The sequence below is a fragment of the Bradyrhizobium sp. 149 genome (assembly GCF_023073915.1).
GTDB lineage: Bacteria > Pseudomonadota > Alphaproteobacteria > Rhizobiales > Xanthobacteraceae > Bradyrhizobium.
Map to the genome: position 1 here is coordinate 776611 of NZ_JADPKK010000023.1, position 13761 is coordinate 790371.

Annotated in this window: 12 protein-coding genes and 1 pseudogene; 6 read left to right on the forward strand and 7 right to left on the reverse strand. The window is 63.7% G+C overall.

What is annotated here, in order from left to right; genetic code table 11:
• The first annotated feature begins 3 nt into the window (after positions 1-3).
• Positions 4-3156 (forward strand): efflux RND transporter permease subunit, encoded by a 3153-nt coding sequence (locus tag IVA88_RS31525; RefSeq protein WP_247501073.1) that lies wholly within the window; start codon positions 4-6, stop codon positions 3154-3156.
• Between the two features lie 249 nt (positions 3157-3405).
• On the opposite strand, the gene IVA88_RS31530 is transcribed toward IVA88_RS31525, so the two are convergent.
• Complete coding sequence (locus IVA88_RS31530) at positions 3406-4578, reverse strand: MFS transporter (RefSeq protein WP_247501074.1); 1173 nt, start codon at positions 4576-4578, stop codon at positions 3406-3408.
• Between the two features lie 59 nt (positions 4579-4637).
• Between IVA88_RS31530 and IVA88_RS31535 the strand changes: the two genes are divergently transcribed.
• Positions 4638-5438, forward strand: coding sequence for a helix-turn-helix transcriptional regulator (locus IVA88_RS31535; RefSeq protein WP_247501075.1), 801 nt, complete (start codon positions 4638-4640; stop codon positions 5436-5438).
• Positions 5439-5711: 273 nt separating this feature from the next.
• Positions 5712-7064, forward strand: a complete 1353-nt coding sequence (locus tag IVA88_RS31540) for a malonyl-CoA decarboxylase (protein ID WP_247501076.1) — start codon at positions 5712-5714, stop codon at positions 7062-7064.
• Between the two features lie 153 nt (positions 7065-7217).
• Here the strand turns inward: IVA88_RS31540 and IVA88_RS31545 are convergent.
• From IVA88_RS31545 to IVA88_RS31570, 6 genes and pseudogenes are all read right to left on the reverse strand, one after another.
• A pseudogene (locus IVA88_RS31545) lies at positions 7218-7505 on the reverse strand (GIY-YIG nuclease family protein).
• A 206-nt stretch (positions 7506-7711) separates the two neighbouring features.
• Complete coding sequence (gene tarD, locus IVA88_RS31550) at positions 7712-8881, reverse strand: mandelate racemase/muconate lactonizing enzyme family protein (RefSeq protein ID WP_247501077.1); 1170 nt, start codon at positions 8879-8881, stop codon at positions 7712-7714.
• A 131-nt stretch (positions 8882-9012) separates the two neighbouring features.
• Positions 9013-9270 carry a DUF3297 family protein gene (locus IVA88_RS31555; RefSeq protein ID WP_015684132.1) on the reverse strand — a complete coding sequence of 86 codons (258 nt, stop codon included), beginning with the start codon at positions 9268-9270 and terminating at the stop codon, positions 9013-9015.
• Positions 9267-9743, reverse strand: a complete 477-nt coding sequence (locus IVA88_RS31560; RefSeq protein ID WP_247501078.1) for a glutathione peroxidase — start codon at positions 9741-9743, stop codon at positions 9267-9269. Before IVA88_RS31560 ends, IVA88_RS31555 begins: the two co-directional genes overlap by 4 nt.
• A gap of 2 nt (positions 9744-9745) precedes the next feature.
• Complete coding sequence (locus IVA88_RS31565; RefSeq protein WP_247501079.1) at positions 9746-11146, reverse strand: amidase family protein; 1401 nt, start codon at positions 11144-11146, stop codon at positions 9746-9748.
• Positions 11147-11340: 194 nt separating this feature from the next.
• Positions 11341-11598, reverse strand: coding sequence for a hypothetical protein (locus tag IVA88_RS31570; RefSeq protein WP_247501080.1), 258 nt, complete (start codon positions 11596-11598; stop codon positions 11341-11343).
• A gap of 246 nt (positions 11599-11844) precedes the next feature.
• On the opposite strand from IVA88_RS31570, the gene pqqA reads away from it, so the two are divergent.
• The 3 genes from pqqA to pqqC all read left to right on the forward strand — a co-directional run bounded on the left by pqqA (position 11845) and on the right by pqqC (position 13760).
• Entirely contained in the window at positions 11845-11925 is an 81-nt protein-coding gene (gene pqqA, locus IVA88_RS31575) for a pyrroloquinoline quinone precursor peptide PqqA (protein WP_007595659.1), read from the forward strand.
• Between the two features lie 117 nt (positions 11926-12042).
• Positions 12043-12972 carry a pyrroloquinoline quinone biosynthesis protein PqqB gene (gene pqqB / locus IVA88_RS31580; RefSeq protein WP_247501081.1) on the forward strand — a complete coding sequence of 310 codons (930 nt, stop codon included), beginning with the start codon at positions 12043-12045 and terminating at the stop codon, positions 12970-12972.
• The gene (gene pqqC, locus IVA88_RS31585) at positions 12969-13760 is read left to right on the forward strand and encodes a pyrroloquinoline-quinone synthase PqqC (RefSeq protein WP_247501082.1); all 792 of its coding nucleotides are present in this window, start codon (positions 12969-12971) and stop codon (positions 13758-13760) included. The genes pqqB and pqqC overlap by 4 nt, the downstream gene beginning before the upstream one ends.
• Position 13761: the final 1 nt, after the last annotated feature.

Here is a 13761-nt window from a genome sequence, read left to right on the forward strand (position 1 = left end):
GCCATGATCTCAAAATTCTTCATCGAGCGGCCGGTCCTCTCGAACGTCATCGCCCTGCTGATGATCCTGATCGGCGGTGTCGCGCTGTTCAACCTCGCGATCGCGCAATATCCCGACGTGGTGCCGCCGACCGTGCAGGTCACCACACGCTACCCCGGCGCCAGCGCCAAGACCGTGATCGACACCGTGGCACTGCCGATCGAGCAGCAGGTCAACGGCGTCGAGGACATGCTCTATATGCAGTCCTACAGCGGCTCCGACGGCACCTATACGCTGACGGTGACGTTCAAGATCGGCACCGACCTCAACTTCGCTCAGGTGCTGGTGCAGAACCGCGTCTCCAGCGCGCTGTCGCAACTGCCGTCGTCCGTGCAGAACCAGGGCGTCACCGTCCAGAAGAAATCGACCTCGATCCTGCTGTTCGTGACGCTGACCTCGCCCGACAAGACGTTCGACAGCCTTTATCTCAGCAACTACGCCACCATCAACCTCCGCGACGAACTCTCGCGCCTGCCCGGCGTCGGCAACGTCACCGTATTCGGCGCCGGCCAGTATTCGATGCGGGTGTGGCTCGATCCAAGCAAGCTGCAGGTCCGTGGCCTGATACCGCAGGACGTCATCCAGGCGATCCAGCAGCAGAGCCAGCAGGTCTCGGCCGGCCAAGTCGGCGCACCGCCGACACCGTCTGGACAGGCGTTCCAGTACACCCTCAACGTCAACGGCAGGCTCGACGACACCGCCGAGTTCGAGAACATCATCGTCAAATCGGGCACCAGCGGCGACGTCACGCGGGTGCGCGACGTCGGCTGGGTCGAGCTCGGCGCGCAGACCTATAGCCAGATCTTCTCGCTGAACAAGCAGCCGGCCACCGGCATCGGCGTGTTCCAGTCGCCCGGCGCCAATGCGCTCCAGGTCGAGCAGGCGGTCGAGAAGAAGATGGCGGAGCTCGCAAAGGCCTTCCCGAAAGGCATGACGTACGACACGCCGTTCGACACCACCAAATTCGTGCAAGCCTCGGTGCACGAGGTCTACATGACCCTGATCGAGGCCGGCCTCCTGGTGCTGGTCGTGATCCTCGTTTTCCTGCAGGACTGGCGCGCGATGCTGGTGCCGGCAACCACGGTGCCGGTCACCATCATCGGCGCCTTCGCCGCCATGGCCGCGCTCGGTTTCACCATCAACATGTCCACCTTGTTCGCGATCGTGCTTGCGATCGGCATCGTCGTCGACGACGCCATCGTCGTGGTCGAAGGCGCCGCGCACAACCTCGAGCAGGGCATGAACGGCCACGACGCCGCGATCAAGGCGATGGACCAGCTGTTCGCGCCGATCGTCGGCATCACGCTGGTGCTGATCTCGGTGTTCTTGCCGGCCTCGTTCCTCGCAGGCCTCACGGGGCGGATCTATTCGCAATTCGCACTGGTGATCGCGGCAACCGCACTTTTGTCCGCCATCAACGCGGCGACGCTGAAGCCGACGCAATGTGCGCTCCGGCTGCGGCCGACCGTACCGCCCGCGCAGCGCAATTTTTTCTACCGGGGCTTCAACGCGGTCTATGACCGCGTCGAGCGTGGTTACACGCGGCTCATCGGCGTGCTGTGCAGGAACAGCACGATCTCGGTCGCATTCGCGCTGGTGCTGATCGGGGTCGGCGGCTACGGCCTGTCGCGGGTGCCGACCGGCTTCCTGCCGATCGAGGACCAGGGCTATCTGATCGCCGCCGTGCAACTGCCCGACGGCGCCGCGCTGGAGCGGACCCAGAAGGTGCTCGACAGAGCGGCCGAACTGATCAAGGACACGCCCGGAGTCCAGCAGGTCATCACCATCGCCGGCATCTCTGCGCTCGACAACAGCGCCAGCCTTGCCAATGCCGGCGTCGCCTACATCATCCTGAAGGACTGGGACGCGCGCAAAGGACCGGGCGAGGATCTGCGCTCGCTGGTCTACGGGCTGAACGACAAGCTCGCGGCCATCATGGAAGCGCGCACGCTGGTGCTGCCGCCGCCGCCGATCCAGGGCATCGGCAACGCGGCCGGCTTCTCGATGCAGGTCGAGCTGCGCGACGGCAACAGCGATTTCGCGAAGCTCCAGGCCATCACGGGTGCGATGGTCAGCAACGGCCAGAGCCAGAGCGCGCTGCAGCGCGTCCAGTCCTCGTTCCGCTCCTCGGTGCCGCAATTCAGCGTCGAGATCGACCGCATCAAGACCCAGACCCTGCACGTCACGACGGACCAGGTGTTCGCGGCCCTATCGACCTATCTCGGCTCGTCCTATGTCAACCAGTTCAACAAGTTCGGCCGCGTGTTCCAGGTCTACACGCAAGCCGATCCCGCCTTCCGCGTCACCGAGCGCGACATCGCCAACATGATGGTGCGCAACTCGAACGGCGACATGATCCCGATCGGCACCGTCGCCACGATCACGCCGGCCACCGGCCCGTCACTGATCAGCCTCTACAATCTCTATCCGTCCTCGACCGTCATCGGCCTGCCGGCGCAGGGCTACTCCTCCGGCCAGTCGCTGAAGCTGATGGAGGAGATCGCGGACAAGACGCTGCCGCCGGGCACCGGCTACGAATGGACCGCGATGTCCTATCAGGAGAAGGCGGTCTCCAACCAGATCTACTGGGTGTTCGGGCTCGCCATGCTGCTGGTCTATCTCGTGCTCGCCGGCCAGTACGAGAGCTGGTATGCGCCGATCTCGGTGATCCTGGCTGTGCCGCTCTCGCTGCTCGGGCCGATGCTGATCCTCAACGGCCTCAAGATCGACAACAATCTCTACTGCCAGATCGGCCTGATCCTCCTGATCGCGCTGTCGGCCAAGAACGCCATCCTGATCGTCGAGGTCGGGCTCGAGCTGCACGGCCGCGAGGGCAAGCCGGTGCTGGAATCCGCGATCGAAGCTGCGCGCGCCCGCTTCCGCCCGATCCTGATGACGTCGTTCGCCTTCATCCTCGGCGTGGTGCCGCTGGTGATCGCGACCGGCGCCGGCGCCAGCGCGCGCAAGTCGATCGGCATCACGGTATTCTCGGGCATGCTGGCCTCGACCTGCCTCGCGGTGCTGTTCGTGCCGGCGTTCTTCGTGGTGGTGCAGCGCTTCGAGAACTGGCGTGCGTCGAAGAAGACGCCGAAGGCAGTGGCGGAGGTGAAGACCTAAAAGCGCGAAAACAACCCCATGCACAGTAGAGATGGGATTGAGAAGCTTGGGAAATTTCGGCCTTGCCGAAACGGCTTGCACCGTCGGGCAAAACACCTGCATAGTGGCATCATCGGGTGGCATGCGTGACGTGCCGCGGTGCCCTCCCTGTCATTGCGAGCGCAGCGAAGCAATCCAGAGTCCCTCCGCAAAAAGGATTCTGGATTGCTTCGCTTCGCTTGCAATGACGAAGGAGAAGCGCGACTCCCCTCAAACCGCGTGCGGCGTCCTGATCTCGCGCGGGAGAATGATCGCCGCTGCGATCGCGAGCAGACAGAGTGCTGCGAAGGCGTGCAGCATGGTGACGAAGCCGCCCTGCTCGTAGAGCCAGGCGACCAGGCCGACCGAGGCACCGGCGGCGGTGAAGCCGATGAAATAGCGCACGGCATAGGCGCGCGAGCGCCATTCCTCGCTGGTGTATTTACCGACCATGGCGTCGTTGACCGTGACCTGCCCGAACGCGCCCATGACGATACCGATCGAGACCAGGATCAGCGGCAAATTGGACAGGCTCGCGGCGAGATACAGGAACGGCGCCAGCATGAAGGACAGCGGCAGCGCCACGGTCTTCAGCGAATAGCTGTCGAGCAGCCGCCCGATCGTGTACTGCGTCATCGCGCCGAACACGTAGACGCAAGCGGCGATGACGCCAAGCAGCGCCGGGCTTTTGGTGAGATCGGCAAGCCGCTCGGCAAACAGTTTTGGCAGCGCGACGGTGACGGCATTGAACGTGGTGGAAATCGCGATCACCACGATCAGCAGCGACAGGATCACGCGCCACATGTCCTGCTTGGCCACGCGCGCCTGCGCCGCCGCCTGCTTCGAGCCCTTGCGGTCCTCGTGCACGACCATCATAGCGAACGCGATGCCGATCAGGATGGTGACGATGCCCGGGACGATGAAGGCAAAACGCCAGCCGAGATATTGGCCGATCACGCCGGAGACCAGCGCCGACGAGGCGACGCCGAGATTGCCCCAGACGCCGTTCAACCCCATCTCGCGGCCGAGCTTGTCCGCGTAAGACACGATCATCGCGGTGCCGACGGGATGATAGATCGAGGCGAAAATGCCGATCGCGAACAGCGCGGTGCCGAGCTGCGCCGGGGTCTGCACGAAGCCGACCGAGATCATGGAGGCGCCGATGCCGACGAAGAAGATCAGCATCATGTGGCGGCGGCTCCAGCGGTCGCCGAGCCAGCCGGTGAGCAGCGAGCCCGCGCCGAAGGCGACGAAGCCTGGTGTCGCGTAGGGCAGGAGTTCCGAATAGGCCATGCCGAGCGCCGGCCCCATGATGATCACGGCGGCGGCGAAGATCAGCATCGCATAATGGTCGATGAAATGGCCTGCGTTGACGAAGCTGATCACCCGGCTGGGGCTGTTCATGCGAATCCTCTCCTGCTCGGAAATGAGTTATATGTCGGACCCATGACGGGATGCTGCCAATGACTGTCGTCGAGACGCCAATCCTCCGAGCGGTCCGAAGCAACCACCGCTCGCCCGCGGGCGTTCACCTGGTCGCCCGCGATTATCCCAAGGGCATGCGGATCGATCCGCATATGCACCGCGAGGCACAGCTGATCTATGCCGCCAAGGGCACCATGCAGGTGACGACGCCCGGCGGGCGCTGGCTGGTGCCTCCGGACCGGGCGGTATGGGTCCCGGCCGGGCTCGAACACGCCATCGACCTGCTCGCCGACATCGAGATGCGCACGCTCTATTTCGACCTGTCCTGGCTGAAACGCGAGCAGCGCCATGAGGGACTGACCAAGGAATTCGTGGTGCGGGTGTCGCCGCTGCTGAATCAGGCGATCCTCGCATTGTTCGACGCCCGCAATACCGAGGAGCGAACCGATCTGCTGGTTCGCCTGGTGATGCTGGAATTGGTCCAGGCCGAGGATTCCGCGACCTTCGTGCCGCTGCCGCACGAGCCGCGCTGCCGGCGCGCGGCCATGATCGTGCTCGACGATCCCACCGGCCTGCACGACATCGACGCGCTGGCGCGCGAGGTCGGAACCTCCGCGCGCACGCTGTCGCGGCTGTTTTCGACAGAGACGCAGCTGAGCTTCAAGAGCTGGTGCCAGCGCGCAAGAATTGCGGCGGCGATCCAGCGCTTGTCCACGGATGGCAATGTGTCGGTGAAGCAGCTCGCGACCCAGCTCGGCTATGCCAGCGTGCCGGCGTTCTCGGCCGCGTTCCGTCAGGTGACGGGACGGACGCCAACGCAGTTTGCGGGGAAAGGGTGATGGCCGGCCTCGTCATTGCGAGCGCAGCGAAGCAATCCAGAATCTTTCCGCGGCAACAGTCTGGATTGCTTCGCTGCGCTCGCAATGACGGCGTGTGAGGCGGCCGCTTCATTCTCGAAAGGCTCTATACACGGTCGAGCCGGCGGCATGACGGCGTTCCTGAGATGCATGGCCCGGCTAAACTTGCCCCATTCCCGCGCTTGATTGTGATCGGATTCCACTTAAATCCATTGTAAGCTTGCCGCACCGCACAAACCTGACACGAAAGCCCAGATGGCCAACGCCTTCTTCTCCGACCTGCTCACCACCATCTCCGAGCGCGGCCGCACGCTGCTTCGCCGCGGGGATTCGGCCGACACCAAGCAGGATGCCGACGGGCTGATCGAGCTCTGCGGCGCGCTGCTCTCGGGCCGGGGCGAAGCTTCCGGCACCGCCATGGCGCGTGAGGTGCTCGACATCTACCAGGAGTTGGATGCGGCGGGACGCCGCGCCTTCTTCGAAGCCCTGGTGCGCGATTTCGGCCCGGATCGGGAACGCCTGTCCAGGGCGATCGAGACATGGCGTGCCAAGCCGGCCGACGAGGATGCCAGCGCCCTTCATTTCGCCTCCGAGCCGCGCCGGCAGGAGCTGATCCGCCGCCTCAACCGCGCACCGGGCGGCACCGGCGATCTCGTCAACATGCGCGCCGATCTGCTCGACATGATGAACGGGCACGCCGATCTCGCCGCACTCGATCGTGACGTCTCGCATCTTCTCTCTTCGTGGTTCAACAGGGGGTTTCTCGTGCTGCGCAGGATCGACTGGTCGACCCCGGCCAATATCCTCGAAAAGATCATCCGTTACGAAGCCGTGCACGAGATCAGCGACTGGGACGATCTGCGCCGCCGCATCGATCCGGTCGACCGCCGCTGCTACGCGTTCTTCCATCCCGCGATGGTCGACGAGCCCTTGATCTTCGTCGAGGTGGCGCTGACCGAGACGATCCCCGGCGCGATTGCGCCGCTGCTCGCAGTCGATCGCCCATCCGTCCCGATCGAGCGCGCGCGCACCGCCGTGTTCTACTCGATCTCCAACACCCAGCGCGGTCTCGGCGGCATCTCCTTCGGCAGCTTCCTGATCAAGCAGGTGGTCGAGGAGCTGCGCCGCGAATTGCCCAAACTCGACAACTTCGTGACGCTGTCGCCGGTGCCCGGCTTCATGCAATGGATAAAGCAGGACAAGGATTTGCCGCTGTCGGACGAGGACCGCGAGGTGCTGAAGCGTCTCGACGATCCGAAATGGTTCGAGCAGCCCGAGACGACAGCGCTGCTGCGTGGCGTGATCGAGCCGCTGGCGGCGCACTACTTCCTCAAGGCGCGCACGCCGAAAGGCAAGCTGATCGACTCCGTCGCGCGTTTCCATCTCGGCAACGGCGCCCGCCTCGAGCGCGTCAACTGGCTCGGCGATCTCTCGCCGAAGGGCGTCCGCGAGTCCGCCGGCGTGATGGTCAACTACCTCTACCGCCTCGACGACATCGAGAAGAACCACGAAGCCTACGCCAATGACGGCGAGGTCGTGGCGTCGAGCGCGGTGAAGAAGCTGCTGAAGGGCGAAGGACGGCGGCTGCTGGATATGCGGTTGTCGTAGGATGCGGCCGGCTCCCTCCGTCATTTCGAGGAGCTCTTGCGACGAAGCAATCCAAAGTCCCTCCGCGGAGAGATTCTGGATTGCTTCGCTGCGCTCGCAATGACGGACTGTGGGGCGACAGCTTGCTAATGATCGGTACTGTTCGCCAGGCGGTCAGATCAGTGTGTCGTACAAATCCATCCAGTCCGGATTGATACTCTCGATCAAGGCAAGCTTCTTTGCCCGGCTGCCGGCCTTGATCTGCTTCTCGCGCGTAATCGCGTCCATCATGGTTGCATGCAGTTCGTATCAGACGAGGAGCTTGCAACCGTATTTCGATGAGAAGCCCTTTACCAATCCCTCACGATGCTCGAACGCGCGGCGCGGCGGATTGGAGGTGACGCCTGTGTAGATCGTCCCATTGCGGCGATTGGCGAACATGTACACGCAAGGCTGCTTCATGATCGTGCTCGATTGGCCGAGAGCATCACGATAACACAACCAAAGATGATTTGGAGACTTTCGCCGCATCGTCATTGCGAGGAGCTCTTGCGACGAAGCAATCCAGACTGCCACCCACGGAGAGATTCTGGATTGCTTCGCTACGCTCGCAATGACGGAGAATGCGGCCACGCCTCGCCTGACGGAGAGTGCGGCCGGATCCGCGTCTACTCCGCCAGCGTCTTCATCTCCTTGTAGAGATCCGATTTGCCTTCGAAGCCGATGCCCGGCAGGTCGGGCATGGTGATGTGGCCGTTCTCGACGCGCACGCCATCGGGGAAACCGCCATAGGGCTGGAACAGGTCGGGATAGCTCTCATTGCCGCCGAGGCCGAGGCCGGCTGCGATGTTGAGCGACATCTGGTGGCCCCCGTGCGGGATGCAGCGGCTCGGCGACCAGCCGTGGGTCTTCAGCACTTCCAGCGTGCGCTGGTATTCGCACAGGCCGTAGGACAGCGCGCAGTCGAATTGCAGCCAGTCGCGGTCAGGCCGCATGCCGCCGTAGCGGATCAGGTTGCGGGCGTCCTGGTGGCTGAACAGGTTTTCACCGGTCGCCATCGGGCCCGGATAGAATTCGGCGAGCGCGGCTTGCAGCGCGTAGTCGAGGGGATCACCCACCTCCTCGTACCAGAACAGCGGATAGTCGCGCAGCATTTTTGCGTAGGCGATCCCGGTCTCGAGATCGAAGCGGCCGTTGGCGTCGACCGCGAGCTGCGCGTCGTTGCCGATCTCCTTCAGCACCGCCTCGATGCGGGTGCGGTCGTCCTCGAGTCCCGCGCCGCCGATCTTCATCTTCACGACGTTATAGCCGCGATCGAGATAGCCGCGCATCTCACCGCGCAGCATCGAGAGGTCCTTGCCGGGATAATAATAGCCGCCGGCGGCGTAGACGAACACGCGCGGATTGGCTTTGACGCCATGACGCTCGGCCAGCAGGCGGAACAGCGGTTGGCCCGCGATCTTCGCCACGGCATCCCACACCGCCATGTCGATGGTGCCGACCGCGACGGAGCGCTCGCCATGACCGCCCGGCTTCTCGTTGGTCATCATCGCGCCCCAGACCTTGTCGGGATCGAGATTGTCGCCGGCCGCGTTCAGCAGCGATTTCGGATCGGCCTCCAGGATGCGCGACGCAAAGCGCTCGCGGATCAGGCCGCCCTGCCCGTAGCGGCCGTTGGAGTTGAAGCCGTAGCCGACGACGCGCTTGCCGTCGCGAATGATGTCGGTGACGACGGCAACCAGGCTCGTCGTCATCTTGGTGAAATCGATATAGGCGTTGCGGATCGGCGAAGAGATGGGTTTCGTGATCTCGCGGACGTCGACGATGCGGACGGACATGGGTGTTCAGCCTTTCACTTTCGTCATTGCGAGCGCAGCGACAATCCAGAATCTTTCCGCGGTGGCGGTCTGGATTGCTTCGTCGCAAGGGCTCCTCGCAATGACGGTGGAGAGAGTGTGCGCGCCGCGCTCTACTTCTTATCCCTGAAATACGGCTCGACCGGGCCGTGCACCTTGATGGTCAGCGGATTGCCGTGGCGGTCCTTGGCATTGCCGGCGGTGACGCGGACCCAGCCTTCGCTGATGCAGTATTCCTCGACATTGGTCTTCTCGACACCCTTGAAGCGGATGCCGACGTCGCGCGACAGGATGTCCGCGTTGTAATAGGGGCTGTTCGGATCGACCGAGAGGCGGTCCGGAAATTCATCGCTCATGATTGTCTCGCTCATAACAAGGTCTCGATTTGCTGCCGCAATCCTTCGGGCCGCGCGGTCGGCGCATAGCGCGAAACCACCTTGCCGGCACGGTCCACCAGGAATTTGGTGAAATTCCATTTGATGGAGGCGCCCAGCAGCCCGGATTGCTGGCGTTTCAGGTACTCATACAACGGATGTGCATTGCTGCCGTTGACGTCGATCTTCTCGAACAGGGGGAAGGTGACGTCGTAATTGGTCGAGCAGAACGCCTGGATCTCGCTCGCCTGTCCCGGCTCCTGCGCGCCGAACTGGTTGCAGGGAAAGCCGAGTACCGAGAAGCCGCGAGGATTGAGATCGCGATGCAGATCCTCCAGCCCGCGATATTGCGGCGTGAAGCCGCATTTGCTCGCGGTGTTGACGATCAGCAGCACCTGTCCCTCGAAGCTGCGCATCGGCACTTCTTCGCCGAGGAGCGAGTTGGCCTTGAAGTCGTAGATCACAGACATCGCTAACCCACGGGATCGATCGGCGACGGCGGCACGCCGCCCGCCTCGATCGCCTCGCCCGCGAGGAGGCAGAGATCCTCGCGATAGCGGCCGGACACGATGTGCACGCCGACCGGGGCCTTGCCGACGAGGCCGGTCGAGACCACGAGGCCCGGCAGGCCCATGAAGGGAATGGCGATCTGCGGCAGCTGTGCTTCCCAGACGCGCTTGAAGCTGTCGTCGTCCTTGCGGTCGAGATGATCGGGGAACGGCAATTCGCCGGAGACCGGCGTCAGCAGCACGGCATATGTCTCGAAAAACAGCATCCATTCGCGGGTCAGCGTGGCGCGGCGGGTCAATGCCTTGGCGTAATTCGCCTGGTCCATCGGCGTGACCCTGGCGCGGTTGCCGCGCAGGCACGCCAGCGCGCCGGGATCGCCCTCACGCTCGGCCATTTCGAGTTGGGCCTCGTAGCCATCGCCGAGCCAGAGTTTTGTCTGCCACTCGACCGCTTCACGCATCGGCGGGGTGTTTTCGATCAACTCGACAGTCCAGCCCGCGCGTTCCAGGCGCTTGCCGGCATCGATGACGGCCGCCTTCACCTCGGAAGCCGTCGCAAGGCCGTCCGGATTGAGGCAGAGCGCGGCGCGCTTGGGCCGCGCAGGGCCTTCCAGCGGCACGGGCACAAACCAGGGATCGCGGATGTCGCGGGCCGACATGGCCGCGAGGGAAATCCTGATGTCGTTGACGGTGCGCGCCAGCGGTCCCGACACCGCCATGATCTGGGGCCCGACCGGGCGCTCCGGCAGGGCCGGATTGAAGGCTGGGATGCGGCCCAGGGTCGGGCGCAAGCCATGCACGCCGCAGGCATAGGCGGGATAGCGGATCGAGCCGGCAATGTCGGTGCCATGGGCGATATGACCGATGCCGGCCGCGACCGCCGAACCGGCGCCGCCGGACGAGCCGCCCGGCGTCAGCGAGGCGTCGCGGGGGTTCTTGGTGTCGCCGTGGACCAGATTGGTGGTGAACCAGCGATAGGAGAAGGCCGGGCAATTGGTGCGCCCAAGGAGAATGGCGCCCGCTTTGCGGAAATTGGCGACCACCGGATTGTCCTCGCTCGCGATCAGGTCGCGCTGGAGGTTCAGGCCGTTGGTGGTGGCAAAGCCCTCCTGGTCGACATTGGCCTTGATGGTGACGGGCACGCCGGCCAGCACGCCGGGGTCCTCCCCCCTCGCAATGGCGGCATCGACGGCGTCAGCCTGCTTGAGCACGTCCTCCGGCCGGTGGTCGATCACGGCGTTGAGGCTCGGATTGACGGCATCGAGCCGGGCGAGGCCCGCCTGCGCGGCCTCCCTGGCGGAGACTTTTTTGGCTTTGACGAGGTTGGCGAGGTCGGCGGCCGACAGGCGCCAGAGATCTTGCATGACTTGCTCCGTGTAACCGGCGTCTTTTAGCTCCGGGAACGCGGCAAAGCCATGCGGATTTCGCAGGGACTTCCGTCATTGCGAGCGAAGCGAAGCAATCCAGAATCGCTCCGCGGAGGCAGTCTGGATTTGCTTCGTCGCAAGGGCTCCTCGCAATGACGTGGAGGGAGCGGTGGACCCTTCTAATGCCTTGTCTAATGCCTTGTCGCCGACTGGTCCGGAACGTCCAGCAAAGCCTCGGTGAAGGGGAATTCGAGCACAATCTCGCCTTCGCGGTCGGTGACCTCGATGACGGCCTCAAGCAGGGCCGGCTGGGTGCCCTCCGATCTCAGCACCTCCAGAATCATCTGGCGAGCGACCTCCCAGGCGCGGTCGGGATTGCGCAAATCCTCCCCCTCAGGATCCACGATCAGGTCGTCGCCGATACGGGTGTTGAAGAAATATCTGGGCATCAGGAAAGTCCAATTGGGTCGCCTGTACCGGATTGAAAGCTGCACCGCACTCACAACTGCTTTATCAGGACAGGGTTCGCGACCGAATGCGCCAAGCGCAAGGCTGCGTCCCCAGAAGTGGTGTTCCGCCGCATTTTTCGCGGCGCACCATGAGTTTCTCGGGAAGATTTCACTAGCGAACTTTTTCGCCCGCACTAACTTAAGGGTGGGCGGATACGTCCGAATTCACGAAAATGGAGAGCCGAAATGGCCTGGAAAGCCCCGAAGATCGTCGAAGTGCCCTGTGGCATGGAAATCAACATGTATGTGAGCGCCACCCGCAAGTAAGTGGCTGGCGAACTGCGTTCAGCGCAGGTGGGTCTTTCGGTCCTGGCAGGTTTCCGGACGACGGAAACTGTGTTGGCCTGAGATCCACCTCGCAGCGTTCCTTCCAGGAGACGGATCATGCTTCGCGTCGTCGTCCTGGGCGCCGCAGCCGGCGGCGGAGTGCCGCAATGGAATTGCGGTTGCGAGGGCTGCCGGACGGCCCGTGAAAACGGCCAAGAGCTCCAGAGAACCCAGGCCTCGGTCGCTTTCAGTAGCGACAGCGAGCACTGGTTCCTGATCAACGCCTCCCCCGACCTCCGCCAGCAATTGAATGCCACGCCGCAGCTGCATCCGAAGGCAGGCGCGCTGCGCCATACGCCGATCGCAGGCGTGATCCTGACCAACAGCGAAGTGGATGCGGTGACAGGACTACTGTCGATGCGCGAGGGCTCGCCTTTCACGATCTATGCGCATGAGAAGGTGCTGGCGATCCTGAAGGCCAACAGCATCTTCGACGTGCTGAACGCGAAGAACGTGCGGCGCCAGCCCATCGACATCAATGAGCCGTTCGAGCCGCGGTTGCGGGACGGCGCGCGCTCGGGACTTGAGGTGCTGCCCTTCGCGGTCTCCGGTAAATCGGCCTGGTACCTGGAAGGCAAGGCGCATCCGGGCGGCGACACCGGCGAGGGCGATACGCTGGGGCTGAAGATCACCGACAAATCGACCGGCAAATGCTTCTACTTCATCGCCGCCTGCGCAGAAGTCACGGACGCGCTCAAGGCCGAGATCGATGGCGCCGCGCTGGTGTTCTTCGACGGCACGGTGTGGCAGGACGACGAGATGATCAGGGCCGGGCTTAGCCACAAGACCGGCAAGAGCATGGGCCATGTCGCGATGTCCGGCGACCACGGCGCCATCGCGCGGCTCGCCGATCTCACACTCGACAGGAAGATATTTCTGCATATCAATAACTCGAACCCGGCGCTGCTGCCCTCGTCCCCCGAGCGCCAGGCCGCTGAAGCGGCGGGCTGGCAAATACCCGCCGACGGAACGGAGATCGTGCTGTGAATGCCGCGTCATTGACTGGAATGACCTCGCTCTCGATCGGCAAGGACATCAAGCTCAACTCGGCCGAGGAACTCGAGGCGACGCTGCGCCATATCGGAGCGACGCGCTATCACAGCCTGCATCCGTTCCATAGACTGCTGCACGGCGGCAAGCTGAACAAAGGCCAGGTGCAAGCCTGGGCGCTCAACCGCTACTATTACCAGAGCACGATCCCGATCAAGGACGCGGTGGTGATCTCGCGCTTCCGCGACCGCGCCACGCGGCTGGAATGGCGTCACCGCATCGAGGACCATGACGGCGATATCGGCAGCGAGGGCGGCATCGAGCGCTGGTTGAAGCTGACCGAAGGCCTCGGGCTGGACACGGCTTACGTGGAATCGACCGAGGGCATCTTGCCGGCGACGCGTTTTGCGGTGGAAGCTTATGTGCACTATTGCCGCGAGAAGTCGCCGCTGGAAGCGATCGCCTCCTCGCTCACCGAATTGTTTGCGCCCAACCTGCACGAGGAGCGCATCTCCGGCATGCTGGAGCACTACGACTTCGTCAATCCCGACACCATGAGCTACTTCAAGCGCCGCCTGGCGCAGGCGCCGCGCGACGCCGGGTTTGCGCTCGACTATGTCAAGGCGCATGCCAGGACGCCGGAAGAGCGGGCATCCGTCTGCAACGCGCTGATCTTCAAGACCAACGTGCTATGGGTACAGCTCGACGCGCTCCAACACGCCTATGTCGAGGGCCAAATTCCGCCGGGCGCGTTCGTGCCCAAAGAACACCAGAAGGCGAGCTGAG

Bases quoted from the DNA above. Each gene is read 5' to 3' on its own strand.
- IVA88_RS31525 (WP_247501073.1), top strand. From the start codon at position 4: ATGATCTCAAAATTCTTCATCGAGCGGCCGGTCCTCTCGAACGTCATC.
- IVA88_RS31530 (WP_247501074.1), bottom strand. From the start codon at position 4,578: ATGAACAGCCCCAGCCGGGTGATCAGCTTCGTCAACGCAGGCCATTTC.
- IVA88_RS31535 (WP_247501075.1), top strand. From the start codon at position 4,638: ATGACTGTCGTCGAGACGCCAATCCTCCGAGCGGTCCGAAGCAACCAC.
- IVA88_RS31540 (WP_247501076.1), top strand. From the start codon at position 5,712: ATGGCCAACGCCTTCTTCTCCGACCTGCTCACCACCATCTCCGAGCGC.
- tarD (WP_247501077.1), bottom strand. From the start codon at position 8,881: ATGTCCGTCCGCATCGTCGACGTCCGCGAGATCACGAAACCCATCTCT.
- IVA88_RS31555 (WP_015684132.1), bottom strand. From the start codon at position 9,270: ATGAGCGAGACAATCATGAGCGATGAATTTCCGGACCGCCTCTCGGTC.
- IVA88_RS31560 (WP_247501078.1), bottom strand. From the start codon at position 9,743: ATGTCTGTGATCTACGACTTCAAGGCCAACTCGCTCCTCGGCGAAGAA.
- IVA88_RS31565 (WP_247501079.1), bottom strand. From the start codon at position 11,146: ATGCAAGATCTCTGGCGCCTGTCGGCCGCCGACCTCGCCAACCTCGTC.
- IVA88_RS31570 (WP_247501080.1), bottom strand. From the start codon at position 11,598: ATGCCCAGATATTTCTTCAACACCCGTATCGGCGACGACCTGATCGTG.
- pqqA (WP_007595659.1), top strand. From the start codon at position 11,845: ATGGCCTGGAAAGCCCCGAAGATCGTCGAAGTGCCCTGTGGCATGGAA.
- pqqB (WP_247501081.1), top strand. From the start codon at position 12,043: ATGCTTCGCGTCGTCGTCCTGGGCGCCGCAGCCGGCGGCGGAGTGCCG.